General features: G+C 71.4%; 21 protein-coding genes. 19 read left to right on the forward strand and 2 right to left on the reverse strand.

What is annotated here, in order from left to right:
- The first annotated feature begins 12 nt into the window (after positions 1 to 12).
- From ACLJQE_RS28235 to ACLJQE_RS28295, 13 genes are all read left to right on the forward strand, one after another.
- The gene (locus tag ACLJQE_RS28235) at positions 13 to 1,356 is read left to right on the forward strand and encodes a hemolysin family protein (protein WP_410642418.1); all 1,344 of its coding nucleotides are present in this window, start codon (positions 13 to 15) and stop codon (positions 1,354 to 1,356) included.
- Positions 1,349 to 1,687 carry a cytidine deaminase gene (locus tag ACLJQE_RS28240; protein WP_410642419.1) on the forward strand — a complete coding sequence of 113 codons (339 nt, stop codon included), beginning with the start codon at positions 1,349 to 1,351 and terminating at the stop codon, positions 1,685 to 1,687. The genes ACLJQE_RS28235 and ACLJQE_RS28240 overlap by 8 nt, the downstream gene beginning before the upstream one ends.
- The gene (era, locus tag ACLJQE_RS28245; RefSeq protein WP_410642420.1) at positions 1,684 to 2,580 is read left to right on the forward strand and encodes a GTPase Era; all 897 of its coding nucleotides are present in this window, start codon (positions 1,684 to 1,686) and stop codon (positions 2,578 to 2,580) included. The genes ACLJQE_RS28240 and era overlap by 4 nt, the downstream gene beginning before the upstream one ends.
- A gap of 189 nt (positions 2,581 to 2,769) precedes the next feature.
- The gene (locus tag ACLJQE_RS28250; protein WP_410642421.1) at positions 2,770 to 3,138 is read left to right on the forward strand and encodes a CD225/dispanin family protein; all 369 of its coding nucleotides are present in this window, start codon (positions 2,770 to 2,772) and stop codon (positions 3,136 to 3,138) included.
- Positions 3,139 to 3,164: 26 nt separating this feature from the next.
- Positions 3,165 to 3,515: a CD225/dispanin family protein gene (locus ACLJQE_RS28255; protein WP_410642422.1), complete on the forward strand. Its 351-nt coding sequence runs from the start codon at positions 3,165 to 3,167 to the stop codon at positions 3,513 to 3,515.
- Positions 3,512 to 3,964, forward strand: coding sequence for a DUF2752 domain-containing protein (locus ACLJQE_RS28260; protein WP_410642423.1), 453 nt, complete (start codon positions 3,512 to 3,514; stop codon positions 3,962 to 3,964). The genes ACLJQE_RS28255 and ACLJQE_RS28260 overlap by 4 nt, the downstream gene beginning before the upstream one ends.
- Before the next feature lie 182 nt (positions 3,965 to 4,146).
- On the forward strand, positions 4,147 to 5,208 hold the full coding sequence (locus tag ACLJQE_RS28265) for an RDD family protein (protein WP_410642424.1): 1,062 nt from the start codon (positions 4,147 to 4,149) through the stop codon (positions 5,206 to 5,208).
- 63 nt (positions 5,209 to 5,271) lie between these two features.
- On the forward strand, positions 5,272 to 5,736 hold the full coding sequence (locus ACLJQE_RS28270) for a CD225/dispanin family protein (protein WP_410642425.1): 465 nt from the start codon (positions 5,272 to 5,274) through the stop codon (positions 5,734 to 5,736).
- A 49-nt stretch (positions 5,737 to 5,785) separates the two neighbouring features.
- Complete coding sequence (gene recO / locus ACLJQE_RS28275; RefSeq protein WP_410642426.1) at positions 5,786 to 6,610, forward strand: DNA repair protein RecO; 825 nt, start codon at positions 5,786 to 5,788, stop codon at positions 6,608 to 6,610.
- Between the two features lie 42 nt (positions 6,611 to 6,652).
- Positions 6,653 to 7,468 (forward strand): isoprenyl transferase, encoded by an 816-nt coding sequence (locus ACLJQE_RS28280; protein WP_410642427.1) that lies wholly within the window; start codon positions 6,653 to 6,655, stop codon positions 7,466 to 7,468.
- On the forward strand, positions 7,465 to 7,890 hold the full coding sequence (locus tag ACLJQE_RS28285) for a hypothetical protein (protein WP_410642428.1): 426 nt from the start codon (positions 7,465 to 7,467) through the stop codon (positions 7,888 to 7,890). The genes ACLJQE_RS28280 and ACLJQE_RS28285 overlap by 4 nt, the downstream gene beginning before the upstream one ends.
- 120 nt (positions 7,891 to 8,010) lie before the next feature.
- The gene (locus ACLJQE_RS28290; RefSeq protein WP_410642429.1) at positions 8,011 to 9,024 is read left to right on the forward strand and encodes a permease; all 1,014 of its coding nucleotides are present in this window, start codon (positions 8,011 to 8,013) and stop codon (positions 9,022 to 9,024) included.
- Entirely contained in the window at positions 9,021 to 9,743 is a 723-nt protein-coding gene (locus ACLJQE_RS28295) for a TIGR03943 family putative permease subunit (RefSeq protein WP_410642430.1), read from the forward strand. Before ACLJQE_RS28290 ends, ACLJQE_RS28295 begins: the two co-directional genes overlap by 4 nt.
- Before the next feature lie 32 nt (positions 9,744 to 9,775).
- Here the strand turns inward: ACLJQE_RS28295 and ACLJQE_RS28300 are convergent, their stop codons facing one another.
- Positions 9,776 to 10,189: a Fur family transcriptional regulator gene (locus ACLJQE_RS28300; RefSeq protein WP_410642431.1), complete on the reverse strand. Its 414-nt coding sequence runs from the start codon at positions 10,187 to 10,189 to the stop codon at positions 9,776 to 9,778.
- Positions 10,189 to 10,554 (reverse strand): ArsR/SmtB family transcription factor, encoded by a 366-nt coding sequence (locus tag ACLJQE_RS28305; RefSeq protein WP_410642488.1) that lies wholly within the window; start codon positions 10,552 to 10,554, stop codon positions 10,189 to 10,191. The genes ACLJQE_RS28300 and ACLJQE_RS28305 overlap by 1 nt, the downstream gene beginning before the upstream one ends.
- A gap of 276 nt (positions 10,555 to 10,830) precedes the next feature.
- Between ACLJQE_RS28305 and ACLJQE_RS28310 the strand changes: the two genes are divergently transcribed.
- The 6 genes from ACLJQE_RS28310 to ACLJQE_RS28335 all read left to right on the forward strand — a co-directional run bounded on the left by ACLJQE_RS28310 (position 10,831) and on the right by ACLJQE_RS28335 (position 16,617).
- Positions 10,831 to 11,919, forward strand: coding sequence for a hypothetical protein (locus tag ACLJQE_RS28310; protein WP_410642432.1), 1,089 nt, complete (start codon positions 10,831 to 10,833; stop codon positions 11,917 to 11,919).
- Positions 11,920 to 12,561, forward strand: coding sequence for a class F sortase (locus ACLJQE_RS28315; protein WP_410642433.1), 642 nt, complete (start codon positions 11,920 to 11,922; stop codon positions 12,559 to 12,561).
- Positions 12,562 to 12,642: 81 nt separating this feature from the next.
- Entirely contained in the window at positions 12,643 to 13,284 is a 642-nt protein-coding gene (locus ACLJQE_RS28320) for a class F sortase (RefSeq protein ID WP_410642434.1), read from the forward strand.
- Positions 13,285 to 13,374: 90 nt separating this feature from the next.
- Positions 13,375 to 14,763 carry a glycine--tRNA ligase gene (locus tag ACLJQE_RS28325; protein WP_410642435.1) on the forward strand — a complete coding sequence of 463 codons (1,389 nt, stop codon included), beginning with the start codon at positions 13,375 to 13,377 and terminating at the stop codon, positions 14,761 to 14,763.
- 184 nt (positions 14,764 to 14,947) lie between these two features.
- Entirely contained in the window at positions 14,948 to 15,880 is a 933-nt protein-coding gene (locus ACLJQE_RS28330; RefSeq protein WP_410642436.1) for an ABC transporter ATP-binding protein, read from the forward strand.
- Positions 15,877 to 16,617, forward strand: coding sequence for an ABC transporter permease (locus ACLJQE_RS28335; protein WP_410642437.1), 741 nt, complete (start codon positions 15,877 to 15,879; stop codon positions 16,615 to 16,617). The genes ACLJQE_RS28330 and ACLJQE_RS28335 overlap by 4 nt, the downstream gene beginning before the upstream one ends.
- Positions 16,618 to 16,625 lie beyond the last annotated feature (8 nt).

The raw sequence follows: 16,625 nt of genomic DNA on the forward strand, positions 1-16,625 counted from the left end.
TAGGCGCCAGCCATGGAACAGCTCTTCTTCGCGATCGCGCTCGTCCTCCTGGCCGGCGTGTTCGCGGCGGCGGACGCCGCGATCAGCACCGTGTCGCAGGCCCGGGCCGACGGCCTGGCCCGGCTCGGGCTGCCCGGCGCCAGCCAGCTCGCCGCCGTCGTCGCCGAACGGCGGCGGCACATCAACCTGCTGCTCCTGCTCCGGCTCGGCTGCGAACTCACCGCCACCGTGCTCGTCACGGTGTTCGTGGGCACCCGGCTGGCCCCGCTCGGCCTCGCCGTGCTGGTCGCCGCGGTCGTCATGGTCGTGGTCAGCTACGTCCTCATCGGCGTCGGCCCCCGCACCCTCGGCCGCCAGCACCCCTACCGCATCGGCCGCTACGTCGCCGGGCCCGTCCGCGTCCTGGGTTCCGTCCTGGGCCCGCTGTCCCGGCTGCTCATCCTCATCGGTAACGCCATCACCCCCGGTCAGGGCTTCCGCGAAGGCCCGTTCACCTCCGAGGTCGAGCTGCGCGAGCTCGTCGACCTCGCCCAGGAACGCGGCGTCGTCGAGGACTCCGAACGCGAGATGATCCACTCGGTGTTCGAGCTCGGCGACACCGTCGCCCGCGAGGTCATGGTGCCGCGCACCGAGATCGTCTGGATCGAGCGCACCAAGACCGTCCGGCAGGCACTGGCCCTCGCGCTGCGCACCGGCTTCACCCGGCTCCCGGTGATCGACGAGTCCGTCGACGACATCGTCGGCGTCGTCAACATCAAGGACCTCATGACCGGCTACCTCGACCCCGACGGGCCGAGCACCGTCGTCGAGTCCGTGATGAACGCGGCCTCCTTCGTCCCCGACTCGAAACGGCTCGACGAGCTGCTCAAGGAGATGCAGCGCTCGCACAACCACATGGCGATCGCCGTCGACGAGTACGGCGGCACGGCGGGCCTGCTCACCATCGAAGACGTCCTCGAGGAGATCGTCGGCGAGATCACCGACGAGTCCGACGCCGACGAGCGCCCCGAGGTCGAGGAGCTCGACGGCGGCGCCGTCCGCGTGTCGTCCCGGATGAGCGTCGACGACCTGGGCGAACTGTTCGCCGTCGACCTGGAAGACCACGACGTGGAGACCGTGGGCGGGCTGCTCGCGGAACGACTCGGTAGGGTCCCGCTGCCGGGGGCCGAAGCCGAGGTCGCCGGCCTTCGGCTGTTCGCCGAAGGGGGCAAGGACCGGCGCGGCCGCATGCGGATCACCTCCGTGGTCGTGCACCCGGCCACCGCCGAAGCCATGACGGACCCCGTCGACCGGACGCGCCGCCGCACGCGCCTGCCCCACCCCGACGAACGCGACAGGAGCGTCGAACATGCCTGACCTCGAGGCCGAGGACCAGAAACTCGTCACGCTGGCCAGGTCCTCGCGCGCCCGCATCCAGGCGCCCGAGGGCGCCGCGGTCCGCGACACCGATGGCCGCACCTACGCCGCCGGCACGGTCGACCAGCCGTCGTTCAAGCTCACCGCGCTCCAGGCCGCGGTCGCCGCCGCGCTGTCCAGCGGCGCCGAGGGCATCGAAGCCGCCGCCGTCGTCACCGACCAGGGCCTGGTCAAGGGGGCGTCCGTGCACGCCGTCCGCGACATCGCGAAGTACGCGCCGATCATCCTCGCCGGCCCCGACGGCGAAGTCCTCGAGGTGCTCACCCGATGACCGAGCACCGTTCCGGTTTCGCCTGCTTCGTCGGCCGGCCCAACGCCGGCAAGTCGACGCTGACCAACGCGCTCGTCGGCACCAAGGTCGCGATCACCTCCAGCAAGCCGCAGACCACCCGGCACGCCATCCGCGGCATCGTCCACCGCGAGGACGCCCAGCTCGTCCTCATCGACACGCCCGGCCTGCACCGCCCGCGCACCCTGCTCGGCGAGCGGCTCAACGACATCGTGCACACGACCTGGTCCGAAGTGGACGTCGTCGGCTTCTGCGTCCCGGCGAACGAGAAGATCGGCCCCGGCGACAAGTTCATCGCCGCGGAGCTGGCGAAGATCGCGAAGCGGACGCCGGTCATCGGCATCGTCACCAAAACCGACCTCGTCCAGCCCCAGCAGGTCGCCGAGCAGCTCCTCGCGCTGCAGGACGTGATGGAGTTCGCCGAGCTGATCCCGGTGTCCGCAGTGGACGGGTTCCAGGTGGACGCGCTCGCGAACCTGCTCGTCGGCAAGCTGCCCGAGGGGCCGCAGCTCTACCCCGGCGGCGAGCTCACCGACGAACCCGAGCAGACCCTGGTCGCCGAGCTGATCCGCGAGGCGGCGCTGGAAGGCGTCCGCGACGAGCTGCCGCACTCGATCGCCGTCACGGTCGAGGAGATGCTGCCCCGCGAAGGCCGCGACGACCTCATCGACGTGCACGCGTTCCTGTATGTGGAACGGCCCAGCCAGAAGGGGATCATCCTGGGGCACAAGGGCGAGCGGCTGCGCGAAGTCGGTGCCGCCGCCCGCAAGAACATCGAGGCGCTGCTCGGCTCGAAGGTCTACCTCGACCTGCACATCAAGGTGGCCAAGGAGTGGCAGCGCGACCCCCGTCAGTTACGCCGGCTCGGTTTCTGACCCCTGCTGCCCGCCCTCCGGGGGCGGCGGCGGAATTCCTGGTCTCGATTCGGTCGCGGCGGGACGAAACGCGGGGCACGCGATCATCTCGCCCCCTACAGTCGCGGCTTCGACCACACCGCGGCCGGTCGGGGCGGCTGCGGATCCGGTGGTCGTTCTAGGGAGCTCGACGAAGGGGAACAACCGACCATGACCGACAGCCAGGGCATGCCCAACTACCCCGGCGACCAGCCGAACCAGCCCGGCGGGCAGCCGAACTACCCCGGTGGGCAGCCGGGTGGCTACCAGCCGGGCCCGCCCCCGAGCAACAACCTCGTGTGGGCCATCCTGACCACGATCCTGTGCTGCCTCCCGTTCGGCGTCGTGTCGATCGTGCAGGCCGCGAAGGTGAACGGCCTGTGGGCGCAGGGCCAGACCGCGGCCGCGCAGGAGGCCGCCAACTCGGCCAAGAAGTGGGCGATCATCTCCGCGGTCGTCGGCGTCGTGTGGCTCGTGCTGTGGATCATCCTGATGATCGCGGGTGTCTTCACGTTCGGCACGACCACGTCGTCATACTGACGTAGCCGAGCAGCAGGAGGATTCCGGTGACCGACCAGTACCCGCCGCCGTACCCGCCCCAGGGCGGGCCGGGTTACGGCTACGGCTACCCGCCGCCGAACTACGGGCCGCCGCCGGACAACAACATGGTGTGGGCGATCTTGAGCACCGTGCTGTGTTGCCTGCCCTTGGGCGTGGTCGCGATCGTGAAGTCCAGCCAGGTGCAGTCGCTCTGGTTCCAGGGCCACCACGCCGAGGCGCAGAAGGCCGCCGCCGACGCCCGCAAGTGGGCGATGTGGTCGGCCATCACGACCGGGATCCTCCTGCTGCTCTACGTCGTGTTCATCGTGGTGATGATCGTGCTCGTCGGTGTCAACGCGAACCAGCTGACGCCGTGACCACGACCGTCTACACGGGATACCCCGCCCGCGGTGCCAAGGCCAAGCTGCGCGCTCTCGGCGCGCCGATGGCCGTGGTCGCCGGGCTCGGCGCGTGCTGTGTGGCCGTCTGGATCGGCGACCCGACCACCCCGGGCGGGTTCCTGCCCGTGTGCCCGACCAAAGCCCTGCTCGGCATCGACTGCCCGGGCTGCGGCGGCATGCGGATGGCGTACAGCCTGATGCACGGGGACATTCCCGCGGCCTTGCACTACAACGCCGTCTCGCTCGTCGTCGTGCTGCTGCTGGTGTGGAGCACCGTCGCGTGGACCCTCGGCCGCCTGCGCGGCCGCGCGGTGAACAGCTGGCTCCACTGGCGCTGGACGCCACTGGTGTTTTCGATCGTGTTCGTCGTCTGGTTCGTCATCCGCAACCTCCCGTTCGCGCCGTTCACGGGCCTGCGCGTCTGATCTCCGGGGCCGGGAACCGAGCGGCCGCGGACCGCGTCGCACGGGCAGGCGGTTCACCCGGACAGCTGAAGGCTGGACGGCGCGGCCGAAGGTGAACCGAGTACGCTCCCGCGGACCGCGCCGTACACGCGGGACGGTTCCGCACGGGGCGTGCGGTGGAGTGACAGCGAGGGGAAGACCCAATGACCGATCCCTACGGGCAGCAGTCCTTCGGGCAGCAGCCCGGTGGCCAGCAGCCGTTCGGCCAGCCGCAGCCGGGGCAGGCGCCGTACGGGCAGCCCACGCCCTACGGGCAGCAGGCGCCATTCGGTCAGCCCGCGCCGTTCGGTCAGCAGGGCAACCCCTTCGGCCCGCCGCGGAACTACGCGAGCTGGGGACAGCGCGCCCTCGGCTGGCTCGTCGACTTCGGGCCCATCGTCCTGCTGTACGCGATCGTCATCCCCGTCACGGTGAACGAGGGCGAGGCCGGCGGGGTGCTGGCCCTGGTCGGCGCGCTCGCCTGGATCGGCTGGTGCGTCTACAACCGGTGGATCCTGCAGGGCAACACCGGGCAGTCGGTCGGCAAGCGCGTCGCGAAGATCAAGCTCGTCCGCGAGGACACCGGCCAGCCGCTCGGCCCCGGAATGGCCTTCGTGCGCGATCTCGCCCACTTCGTCGACAACGTCATCTGCTACGTCGGCTGGCTGTGGCCGCTGTGGGACGACAAGAACCAGACCCTCGCCGACAAGATCATCGGCACCGTCGTCGTCCACGCCGACGACGCGGGCGCGCCGTTCGCCCAGCAGAGCGCGCCCGGGTTCGCCGGCGGCTTCCCGCCGCCGGGACAGCAGCCGGGCCAGTTCGGCCAGCCGCCCTCCGGTGGTTTCCCGCAGCAGCCTGCGTCCGGTGGCTACCCCCAGCAGCCGCAGTCCGGCGGCTTCGAGCAGCCGCCCGCCCCGGGTGGCTTCGGTCAGCCGCAGCCGGGTCAGTTCGGCCAGCCGCCGTCCTCCGGCGGTTTCGCCCAGCCCTCGCAGCCCGGCGGGTTCGGGCAGCAGCCGGGCCAGCCGCTCGCCCCGCCGCCGGGTGGCGGCGCCTTCGACGAGCAGGCGGAGCGCACCCAGATGCTGCGCCCGGATTCCGGATCCGCCTTCGACGAGCAGGCCGAGCGCACCCAGATGCTGCGGCCCGAGGCTCAGGGTGAGCCCGAACCGACCCAGAAGATCCAGCCCGGCCAGTTCGGCCAGCCGCCGAACGAACAGCGCTGACCTTTCCGCACCACCGCCGGAGTTCGCCCGGCGGAAGTTCACGAATAGTTGGGGTAGAACGTCATGACCAATCCCTACGGCCAGCAGCAGCCCTACGGCCAGCCGCAGCAGCCGCAGCAGCCCGGCTACGGCCCGCCGTCCGGCGGCATGCCCGCGCCCTACGGCCAGCCCGCGCCGTACGGGCAGCCCGCGCCGTACGGCCAGCCGCCGACCGGTGGCTTCGGCGCCCCCGGCTACGGCATGCCCGGTGGCGGCGACATCAACCAGATCAAGGACTACAAGGGCTGGGCGATCGGCTGCATCTTCCTCTGCTGGATCCTCGCGATCTTCGCGATCATGAAGTCCAACGAGGTCCAGACGTACAAGATGCAGGGCAACTACGCGATGGCCGAGCAGGCGTCGCGGACGACCAAGACGCTCTGCCTGATCGCGTCCATCATCGGCGGCCTCGGCTGCGTGTTCGCGACCATCTGGATCATCGTCGCGGCCACCGCCGTGAGCTCGTACTGCTCGGGCTACTACTGCTGAAGCCGGGCCGGTCCACCCCGGCGTCGCCCAGAAGTGGGACGATGTCGGGGTGGTGAACCTCTATCGCGACACCGGGGTGGTGTTGCGCACGCACAAGCTGGGTGAGGCCGACCGGATCGTCACCCTGCTGACCCGGCGGCACGGCAAGGTCCGCGCCGTCGCGAAGGGCGTGCGGCGCACCTCGTCGCGCTTCGGGGCCCGCCTGGAGCCGTTCGGCCACGTCGACGTGCAGTTCTACACCGGCCGCACGCTCGACGTCATCACCCAGGTCGAGACCGTCGACGCGTTCCAGCTGCCGCTGGTCGCCGACTACCAGAGCTACACCGCGGCCAGCGCGATCGCCGAAACCGCGGACCGGCTCTCGGCCGAAGAGGGCGAGCCGGTGCTCAAGCTGTACCTCCTCGTCGTCGGGGCGCTGCGGGCGCTGGCCGACGGGCAACGCGACTCTTCTCTGGTGCTCGACGCGTTCCTGCTGCGCGCGATGTCCTACGCCGGCTGGGCGCCCGCGCTCACCGAATGCGCCCGCTGCGGCCTGCCGGGCCCGCACCCGGCGTTCAGCATCGCCGCGGGCGGCTCGATGTGCTCCGACTGCCGGATCGCCGGCTGCGTGCACCCCGCGCCCGAGGTCCTGGACCTGCTCACCGCGCTGCTGCACGGCGAATGGCCGCTGGCCGAGTCGACCCTCCCCGGCACCCGCCGCGACGCGAGCGGGCTGGTCGCGGCGCACCTGCAGTGGCACCTGGAGCGGCAGCTGCGGTCGCTGCCCCTGGTCGAGCGACGTGCCCGGGAAGCGACGGTGACACTCGGGGCTTCGCCCCGAGCCGGGGACTCCACCACCCGAACCCCCGGCGGACAGGTGGTGTCCGGGCAGTAGGGTCGGGCCTGATCGGTTTCACCCCATCCAGGGAGGCTCGCAGTGCTGCGCAGGGGACGCGAGAACAAGGCGTCGCGGTTCGAGCTGCGGGCCCCGGATCCGCACCCGTCGGGCGCGAAGCCACCGGAAATCCCGCGCGACCTGGTGCCCAAGCACGTCGCGCTGGTCATGGACGGCAACGGCCGCTGGGCCAACCAGCGCGGCCTGCCGCGGATCGAGGGCCACAAGCGCGGCGAAGCGGTGATGATCGACGTCGCCAGCGGGGCGGTCGAGCTCGGCGTCAAGTGGCTCTCGGTGTACGCGTTCTCGACCGAGAACTGGAAGCGCAGCCCCGAAGAGGTGCGGTTCCTGATGGGCTTCAACCGCGACACCATCCGCCGCCAGGTCGACTACCTCGGCTCGATCGGCGTGCGCATCCGCTGGGCGGGGCGGCGGCCGAAGCTGTGGGCGTCGGTCATCAAGGAGCTGCAGGCGGCCGAGGAGAAGACCAAGCACAACACGGCGCTGAACATGACCATGTGCGTCAACTACGGCGGCCGCGCCGAGCTGGGCGACGCCATGCAGCGGATCGCGCGCGACGTCGCCGACGGCAAGCTGAACCCCGACAAGGTCAACGAGAAGACCATCGGGAAGTACCTGTACCAGCCGGACATGCCGGACGTGGACCTGTTCCTGCGGCCCTCGGGCGAGCAGCGGACGTCGAACTTCCTGCTGTGGCAGTCGGCCTACGCCGAGATGGTCTACCAGGACACGCTGTTCCCGGACTTCGACCGGACCCACCTGTGGCGGGCCTGCCTGGAATTCGCGAGGCGGGATCGCCGCTTCGGCGGCGCGGTCGACCAGGCGGCTTCTTCGTGAGCGCCACCGAAGCGGTCGAGACCGCGGAGCTGCTGACGCGGGCGCGGGAGGCGCTGGAGCGCTACCTCGAGGTCCACGTCGACGACGACGGCGCGCTGACGTTCTCCCACGGCGGCGTCCCGTGCGTGATCCAGGCGACCCGGCTCGGCGAGGGTCTCACGGTGCTCACCCTGACCTGCGTGGTCGGCTGGGACCTGGCGGACGAGCCGGAGCTGTCGATCGCCGTCGCCGAGCGGGCGGGGCAGGGGCTGTTCGGGACGCTCGGGATCGGGCACTCGGACAACGGGGCCGACGTGACGCTGCGGTACGCGTTCCCGGCGGCCGGGCTGGACGCGCCGGCGCTCGGGACGTTGCTGATGCTGGTCGTGTCGACGGCTTCGCAGCTGAGGACCGATCTGCCCGGGATCGTGCCCGGCGACTGACCCGTCCGAGGTGGATTTTCCGCCGCCAACGGAGGATCCGGGGCCAAAACGGACCGTGATCCTCCCTTCGCGACCCGTGCGGCTCTCCGGCTGTCGGGCCGTGCTGGCATCATCGCCTTCGTGAACACCGTTTCCGACACCGAGGCCGAGCCCGGCCGGCGCACGCGCCGGTTCCGGATCAGCTCGGTCGAAGTGCTGTGCGCGATCCTGCTGATCGCGATCCTCGCCCAGGGCTGGCTGCAGCAGGTGTTCGACGTGCCCGCGTTGCGCACCGGCTCGACCGTGTTCGTCGCCGTCTGCGTCCAGGCGCTGCCGTTCCTGGTGCTGGGCGTGCTCATCAGCGGGGCCATCGCCGCGTTCGTGCCCGCACGCGTGCTGGAGAAGGTGCTGCCGCGCCGGACCGGGGCGGCGGTCGGCGTGGCCGGGCTGGCCGGGGTCGCGCTGCCGGGGTGCGAGTGCGCCTCGGTGCCGGTGGCCCGGCGGCTGATGGGGCAGGGCGTGGCCCCGGCCGCGGCGCTGACCTTCCTGCTCGCGGCGCCGGCGGTGAACCCGGTGGTGCTGGTGGCCACCGCGGTCGCGTTCCCCGGCAAGCCGGAGATGGTGCTGGCGCGGTTCGCGGGCTCGCTCGCCACGGCCATGGTGATGGGCTGGCTGTGGGCGCGCTGGGGCAAGCTCGAGTGGATCACTTCGCGGGCGCTGCGGCGGCTCCCGGACGTGGCGGGCGGTCAGCGGTGGCGGGTGTTCGCCGAGACCGCGCGGACGGACCTGGTCGAGGCCGGCGGGTTCCTGGTGCTGGGGGCGTTGATCTCGTCGGCGCTGAACGTGCTCGTGCCGGCGAAGTGGTTCGGGGTGCTGGGCGACCAGCTCGTGCTGGGTGTGGTGGTGATGGCCGTGCTGGCGGTGGTGCTGGCGCTGTGCAGCGAGGCGGACGCGTTCGTCGCGGCGTCGCTGACGGCGTTGCCGCTGCTGCCGAAGCTGGTGTTCCTGGTCGTCGGGCCGGCGATCGACGTCAAGCTGTTCGCGTTGCAGGCCGGCACGTTCGGGCGGTCGTTCGCGGTGCGGTTCGCGCCGGTGACGTTCGTGGTGGCGGTGGCCTGCGCGATCGGGGCCGGATTCCTGGTGGGGGTCGTGTGAAACGGGAAACCCAGAACATCCTGCTGATCCTGCTCGGCGGGGCGCTGGTCAAGATCGCCGTCAACGGCGACTACCTGCGGTACGTCAAGCCCGCGCAGCAGCCGTGGATCATCGCGGGCGGCGGGGTGATGGTGCTGCTGGGCGCGGTCGCGATCGTCCGCGACCTGGTGGCGTCGCGGCGGGCTGCCGTTCCCGGTGACCACGAGGGCCACTCGCACTCGGCGCGGCCGGCGTGGCTGCTGCTGGTGCCGGTGCTGGCGGTGTTCCTGATCGCCCCGCCGGCGCTGGGCGCGGATTCGGTGATCCGCACGGAGGCCCGTGCCCCGTCGACCGCGGCCGCGGCCAACGCGGCGGCGTTCCCGCCGTTGCCGGTGGGGAACGTGGTGCCGTTGACGGTGAACGAGTTCGTCACCCGCGCGGGCTGGGACTCGGCGGGAACGCTGAACGGCCGCACGGTGTCGCTGACGGGGTTCGTGGTGCACACCGACGGCAGCACGCTGCTGGCCCGCCTGGTGATCAGCTGCTGCGCGGCGGACGCGTTCCCGGTGACGGTCCGCCTCCGCGGCGGCGAGGCCGACCACCTCGCGAGCGACGCGTGGATCCAGGTGACGGGCGAGGTGGTCCCGGGCACGGCAACGCGGGAGAACAGCTACACGCCGGACTTCGCCCCAGCCTCGGTGACGTCGATCTCCGCCCCCAAGGACCCCTACGAATACTGACTCCGTTGCGGGTACGCCAGGCGTGGCGCGGGTCAGTGCTCGGCGCAGGTGCCGGTGATTTCCACCGTGTGGGAGATCTCGGAGAAGCCGTGCTCCGCCGCGATCTTCTCCGCCCAGCGCTCCACCGCCGGTCCCTCGACCTCGACCGTGCGGCCGCACACGCGGCAGACCAGGTGATGGTGGTGGTGGGACGAACAGCGGCGGTAGATCGCCTCGCCCGAGTCCGTGCGCAGGACGTCGATCTCGCCGGCCTCCGACAGCGACTGCAGCGTGCGGTACACCGTCGTCAGGCCGATGCCGTCGCCGCGCCTGCGCAGCTCGTCGTGCAGCTCCTGGGCCGACCGGAAGTCGTCGATCGTGCTGAGCAGCTCGACGACCGCGGCCCGCTGCCGGGTGGATCGGCGCCCGGGGACCGGGGCCTGGCTGGGCGACGCGGCGGTGTTCATCACTTGCCTTCCTGCACATGGGCAACGGCGTCGACCACGATGTGCGCCAGGTGGTCATCGGCGAGCCGGTAGACGACCTCGCGGCCGCGGCGCTCGCCCTGGACCACCCCGGCCGTCTTCAGCACCCGCAGGTGCTGGCTGATCAGGGGCTGGGCGACGTCGAGGGCGTCCACCAGCTCGTGGACGCACCGGTCGGCCGCGCGCAGCTGCAGCACGATCGCGATCCGGACCGGCGCCGCCAGCGCGCGCAGCAGGTCGCCCGCGTCGGTCAGCACCGACTGCGCGGGGTGGGCCGGAGCCGCCTCGGCCACCGGGGTGCAGTCCGCGAGCCCCGGCTGGGCGCCACTCCCGGTGACCGTCGCCATTCCCGCCTCCACACTGCTCGTCGCGCCGCCTGCGACCATGAATTCCGTAGTCATTGCCGATAACGGTCCCGCCCATCCTAGTGTTCCCCCTTCCGGGACCCCCGCTTTGGCGCCGAGCTGCGGGGTACGGCCGGTTGTATTACCCCGTTCGGGTGAGTTCGTGGGATATTGGCCCTGCGGCTTCGCAAGTGGTGGCCGACGGTGCAAGGTTGTCGCGGAGCGTTTCGCCGGTTTCCGGACTCGGGCCGCCCGCCCGAAGCAGAGCAGTGGGGAGACATGACGCGTTTCGTGACGAAGGCAGCCGCGCTGGTGGCCGCGATGTTCCCGCTGGCCGGCGTGGGTGTCGCGGGTGCGCAGACCCAGGCCGTCGACGAGAAGACCGGCCCGGTCTCGTTCGCGAACATCGCCTCGGTGCGGATCGGGGACGAAGGACAGCGCGGCGGGGCCCTGATCACCGAAACGCAACGATCCCCGTTGCTGCCCGGCCGGTCGAAGCTCGGCGCGGACCGCGTCTCGGTTCCCAAGGACGACGGCGAGCGCGCCACCTTCGGCGGGCACTACCGCATCGACCTCGGCCGCTACAGCGCGTCACAGAACCCGTACCCGCCGGGGGTCGCGAGCCGGGACCACAACGTCTTCGCCGCGCTGCAGGCCACCACCGTGCCCACCGCCGCCGCGGAGACGAACTACGCACTGCGGGACGACTGGCAGGGCGGCACCAAGCCGGCCGACAACACCGTGCTCGTGCTGGAAGGCGCTAAGACGGCGGTGGACTGCACCGGGCCGGCGAAGCTGTCGGCCTCCTCGTCGGTGGCCCGGCTGTGGGTGCGCCAGGCGGGCGGCGCGCTCGGCATCGTCCCGGTGCCCGGCGGCAACGCCGGTCTCCAGCTGACGAACCTGCGGCTCGGCCCGCCCGGCGACATCGCCAACGCCGACCGGGCGACCACGGTCTCCGACCTCAAGCTGACCCGCGTCGGCGCCTTCGACCAGCTGATCCGCCAGGACGGCTGGCGCGGGGGCGACTTCACCGCCGCCGCCGGCTGGCGGCTCGAGATCACCACCCACGTCAAGGACGCCCAGGGGACCGCGCTGCAGGACGTGAAGACGAACATCGTGCTCGGCGGGGTCAGCTGCTCGATCCCGAAGGGGTTCGTCGCGAAGGCCGGCGGCCCGGCCGGTGGCACGAACGCCACGCAGCCCGCCGTGCCGACGCAGGTCCCGGCCGGCTACCTGGGCGCGGCCGCGCCGGCCACCGGCGGTGACGGCTCGCGCGTCCCGCTCGGCATCGGCCTGCTCTTCGGCGGGGTCTTCTTCGCCGCCGTCGCCCTGCTGCTCGGCAGGCGGCGCAAGACCGGGTCGGGCTAGGTGCTGCGCACCGCGCTGGCCGCTGTCTCGGCGGCGCTGGCCGTGGCCGCCTTCGCGGCCGGGATCGTCGTGCTGACCTGGCTGCCGCCCGCAGCGCCGCCGGTGGCGGCGGCACCTCCGCCCGGCGCGCTGCCGGGTGAGAACGCGGCCCCGGCCGTGCTCCCCGCGGACAGCGAGACCGCCACGCAGCAGCGGCCGGGCACGGTCCGGCTGCCCGGCGGCGCCACGGTCCGGCTGGTCCGCACCGAACTCACCGACACCGGCGTGCTGCCGATCCCGCGCGGCCTCGGCGACGCGGCCTGGTGGGGCGCCAAGCTGGGAGCGGCCCGCGGTGCGGCGCTGCTGTCCGGGCACGTCAACTGGGAGGGCGAGCGCGGGCCGTTCGACGAGCTGTGGCGGATGCGCGACGGCGACCAGGTCAGCGTCGTCGACGCGCGCGGCGGCCGGTGGGTCTACCGCGTCGACGACGTCGTCACGCTGCCGAAGGAGACGTTGCCGTCCCAGGCCGCCCGGTGGTTCGGGCAGGACGGCCCGCACCGGCTGGTGCTGGTGACCTGCGGCGGCGACTACGTCGGCGGCACCGAGGGCTACGACGAGAACCGCCTGGTCACGGCCGAGCTGGTGACGCGCCCCACCGGCTGAACCAGGTTCGGTGCAACCTCCCGTCTCCTTCGCGGCATGCCTGTCCGTGCACTGCCCACGACAGCGAAGGAGCACCAACCCATGCAGGAGCGGAACCCGGCGGAGCCGAAGAAGGGCTCCGGCCGCTGGTGGATCGTCGGCGTCGCCGGGGCCTTCGTGGTCGCGGCGCTGGTCGCGACCCTGCTCGTGTTCACCGCAAAGGATGAACCCGCCATCGCGAACGGCGCCGGGACGCCCGTCCCGGCCGCGAACCAGCCGGCCGCGGCGGACACCGGCCGGGCTCCGGCGCAGCTGTCCCTGCCCGGCGGCGGCACGGCGAAGCTGATCCAGGAGGACCTCGACGCCGAGGGCGCGCTGAAGATCCCCGAGGGCCTCGACGAGGCCGCCTGGTGGGGCGCGAAGCTGGGCGCCGACCACGGCGTCGCGCTGCTGTCGGGGCACGTGAACTGGAAGGGCAAGAAGGGCCCGTTCACCGAACTCTGGCAGGTCAAGCAGGGGCAGGAGGTCAAGCTGACCGACACCGCGGGCGGTGCCTGGGTGTACCGCATCGAGGCCACCGAGACCGTGCACAAGTCCGAGCTCGCCGGCCGGTCCGAGCAGCTGTTCAACCCCGACGGGCCGCACAAGCTGCTCCTCGTCACCTGCGGCGGCGAGTACGTCGGCGGCAGCGAGGGGTACGAGGACAACCGCGTCGTGACGGCGTCGCTGGTGACGCGGCCGTAGGCTCACCTGCGCGAAAAGCGGTGGGCCCCGGCGGATACCCTGGACGTTCTAGTCCGATGAACCGTCCCCGCAAGCTTTTCGGAGCGTGGAGTGCCCACGAACACCATTGAGAAGATCATCAGCCTGTGCAAGCGCCGTGGTTTCGTCTTCGCCAGCGGAGAGATCTACGGCGGCACCCGCTCTGCGTGGGACTACGGGCCGCTCGGGGTCGAGCTCAAGGACAACATCAAGCGCCAGTGGTGGAAGACCGTCGTCCAGGGCCGCGACGACGTCGTCGGCCTCGACTCGTCGGTGATCCTGCCGCGTGAGGTCTGGGTCGCGTCGGGGCACGTCAACGTGTTCACCGACCCGCTGATCGAGTGCCTGTCGTGCCACAAGCGGTTCCGCGCCGACCAGCTCGCCGAGGAGTTCGCGGCGCGCACCGGCAAGGAGACCAGCGAGGACGACCTGTCCGAGGTGCCGTGCCCGAACTGCGGCACGCGCGGCAAGTACACCCCGCCGCGGGACTTCAACATGATGCTGAAGACCTACCTCGGCCCGGTGGAGTCCGAAGAGGGCCTGCACTACCTCCGCCCGGAGACCGCGCAGGGCATCTTCGTGAACTTCTCCAACGTCCAGACGACGTCGCGGAAGAAGCCGCCGTTTGGCATCGGCCAGATCGGCAAGTCCTTCCGCAACGAGATCACGCCGGGCAACTTCATCTTCCGGACGCGCGAGTTCGAGCAGATGGAGATGGAGTTCTTCGTCGAGCCGGGCGAGGACGAGACCTGGCACCAGTACTGGATCGACCAGCGCACCGAGTGGTACAAGGACCTCGGCATCAAGGCCGAGAACCTGCGCCACTTCGAGCACCCGAAGGAAAAGCTCTCGCACTACGCGAAGCGCACCGTCGACATCGAGTACCGGTTCGCGTTCAACGCGGGTCAGGAGTGGGGCGAGCTCGAGGGCATCGCGAACCGCACCGACTTCGACCTGACGACGCACTCGAACCACTCGGGCCAGGACCTGTCGTTCTTCGACCAGGCCTCGGGCCAGCGGTACCGGCCGTTCGTCATCGAGCCGGCGGCGGGTGTCGGGCGCTCGATGATGGCGTTCCTGGTGGACTCCTACGTCGAGGAAGAGGTGCCGAACGCCAAGGGCGGCACCGACATCCGCGTGGTGCTCAAGCTCGACCCGCGGCTTTCGCCGTTCAAGGTCGCGGTGCTGCCGCTCTCTCGCAACGCCGACCTGACCCCGAAGGCGAAGGAGGTCGCCGCGACCCTGCGCAAGCACTGGAACGTCGACTTCGACGACGCACAGGCGATCGGCCGCCGCTACCGCCGCCAGGACGAGATCGGCACGCCGTACTGCGTCACGGTCGACTTCGACTCGCTCGAGGACCAGGCCGTGACCGTGCGCGAGCGCGACTCGATGTCGCAGGAGCGCATCGCGATCGACAAGCTCGAGTCCTACCTGGCGGCCCGCCTCATCGGCTGCTGACCCACCCGGCTTCCAAGCGCCCCAATGTGGCCTTGGGTGCGTTGAGCGCACCGAAGGCCACATTGGGTGCGTTGAGCGCACCCAAGGCCACATTGGGGCGCTGGGGTCACCCCTGACACCTGTCACGGCCAAGTCGTGACGCACGGTCTGGGGACCCGGGCCGTCCGGGCGGCAGCCTGGGGGCATGCGAGAAACAACGACCCAGGCGGTGGCGGCGGGGGCCGCGATCCACCTCACCGGCCTGCGGAAGCACTACGGCGAAGTCCACGCGGTCGACGGCGTCGACCTGACGATCGCCCCGGGCGAGGTGGTCGCCCTGCTCGGCCCGAACGGTGCCGGCAAATCCACCACCGTCGACATGATCCTCGGCCTGACCAGCCCCGGCGACGGCGAAGTGCGCGTGTTCGGGCGCAAGCCGATCGACGCCGTCCGCGCCGGCCTGATCGGCGCGATGCTGCAGGGCGGCGCCCTGATGGACGACCTGACCGTCGGCGAGACCGTCGGGATGGTCGCGGCCCTGCACCGGCGGCCGATGCCGGTGGCCGAGGCCCTGCGCGCCGCCGGTGTCGAGGAACTGGCCGGCCGTCGCGCCAACAAGCTCTCCGGCGGGCAGAAGCAACGCGTGCGCTTCGCGGTGGCCCTGGTCAGCAACCCCGATCTGCTGATCCTCGACGAGCCGACCGCGGCGATGGACGTCGGCACCCGGCGTGAGTTCTGGCAGTCGATGTACGCGTTCACCGAGTCCGGCCGCACGGTCCTGTTCGCCACGCACTACCTCGAAGAGGCCGAGGAGTTCGCCGACCGGGTGGTGCTGATGCGCCGCGGCCGGATCGTCGCCGACGGCAGTGTCGCCGAGGTCCGCGCGCTGGCCGGCGGCCGCACGCTGCGTGCCGCCGTCCCGGGCGCCACCGAGGCGGTGATCGCCGCGCTGCCCGGCGTCAAGGAGTTCGAGCTGCGCGGCGACCGCGTCGCGATCTCCAGCGCCGACTCCGACGCCACGCTCTGGGCGCTCAAGGCCGCGGTCCCGGCCGTGCGCGACGTCGAAATCGGCGCCGTCGGGCTCGAAGGCGCCTTCCTGTCCCTGACCGCCGACGACACCGCGGAGCCCGTGCGATGAACGCCACCTACCTGTTCACCGAGATCCGCCGGAACTTCCGGGCGCCGCGGTTCCTGATCTTCGTCGTGGCCTTCCCGGTGCTGATGTTCCTGTTGCAGGCCAACGTCTTCACCAAGACGAGCGACCCGGACCACGCGAAGATCGCGGCCGTCATCATGGTCAACATGATGACCTTCGGCGTCTTCGCGGCGGCGACCAACAGCGGGGCCCGGCTCGCCCTCGAACGCGCCGTCGGCTGGCAGCGGCAGCTGCGCCTGACCCCGCTCACCGGCACCGGCTACCTGGCGGGCAAGGGCATCTCCGGGATGCTCGTGGGGCTGCCCGCGCTGATCCTCGTGCCGCTGCTCGGCGCCCTGGCCGAAGACGTGCACCTCGACGCGGCCGGCTGGGTGCGCATCTTCGCCGGCATCTGGCTCGGCACGATCCCGCTGGTGCTGCTCGGGCTGCTGCTCGGCCAGTTCGGCACGCCGGACTCGATGCAGCCGATCACCATGATCGTCACGCTCGGCATGGGGTTCCTGGGCGGGCTGTGGATCCCGATCGAGTCGATGCCGGGCTGGATGCACGACGTCGCCCAGCTCATGCCGACGTACTGGGTGCTGCAGGTGGCGCGCCCGGCGGTGACCGGCGACCTGGTGGTCTCGCTGCCGACCGCGGCCGGCGTGCTCGGCGGGTGGACGGTCGTGCTCGGGGCGCTGGTGATCAGGCGTTACCGTAAAGACAGCGCCCGCGTCTGAGGGCCGGA

This window comes from Amycolatopsis sp. lyj-346, from assembly GCF_046548975.1.
Taxonomy (GTDB): domain Bacteria; phylum Actinomycetota; class Actinomycetes; order Mycobacteriales; family Pseudonocardiaceae; genus Amycolatopsis.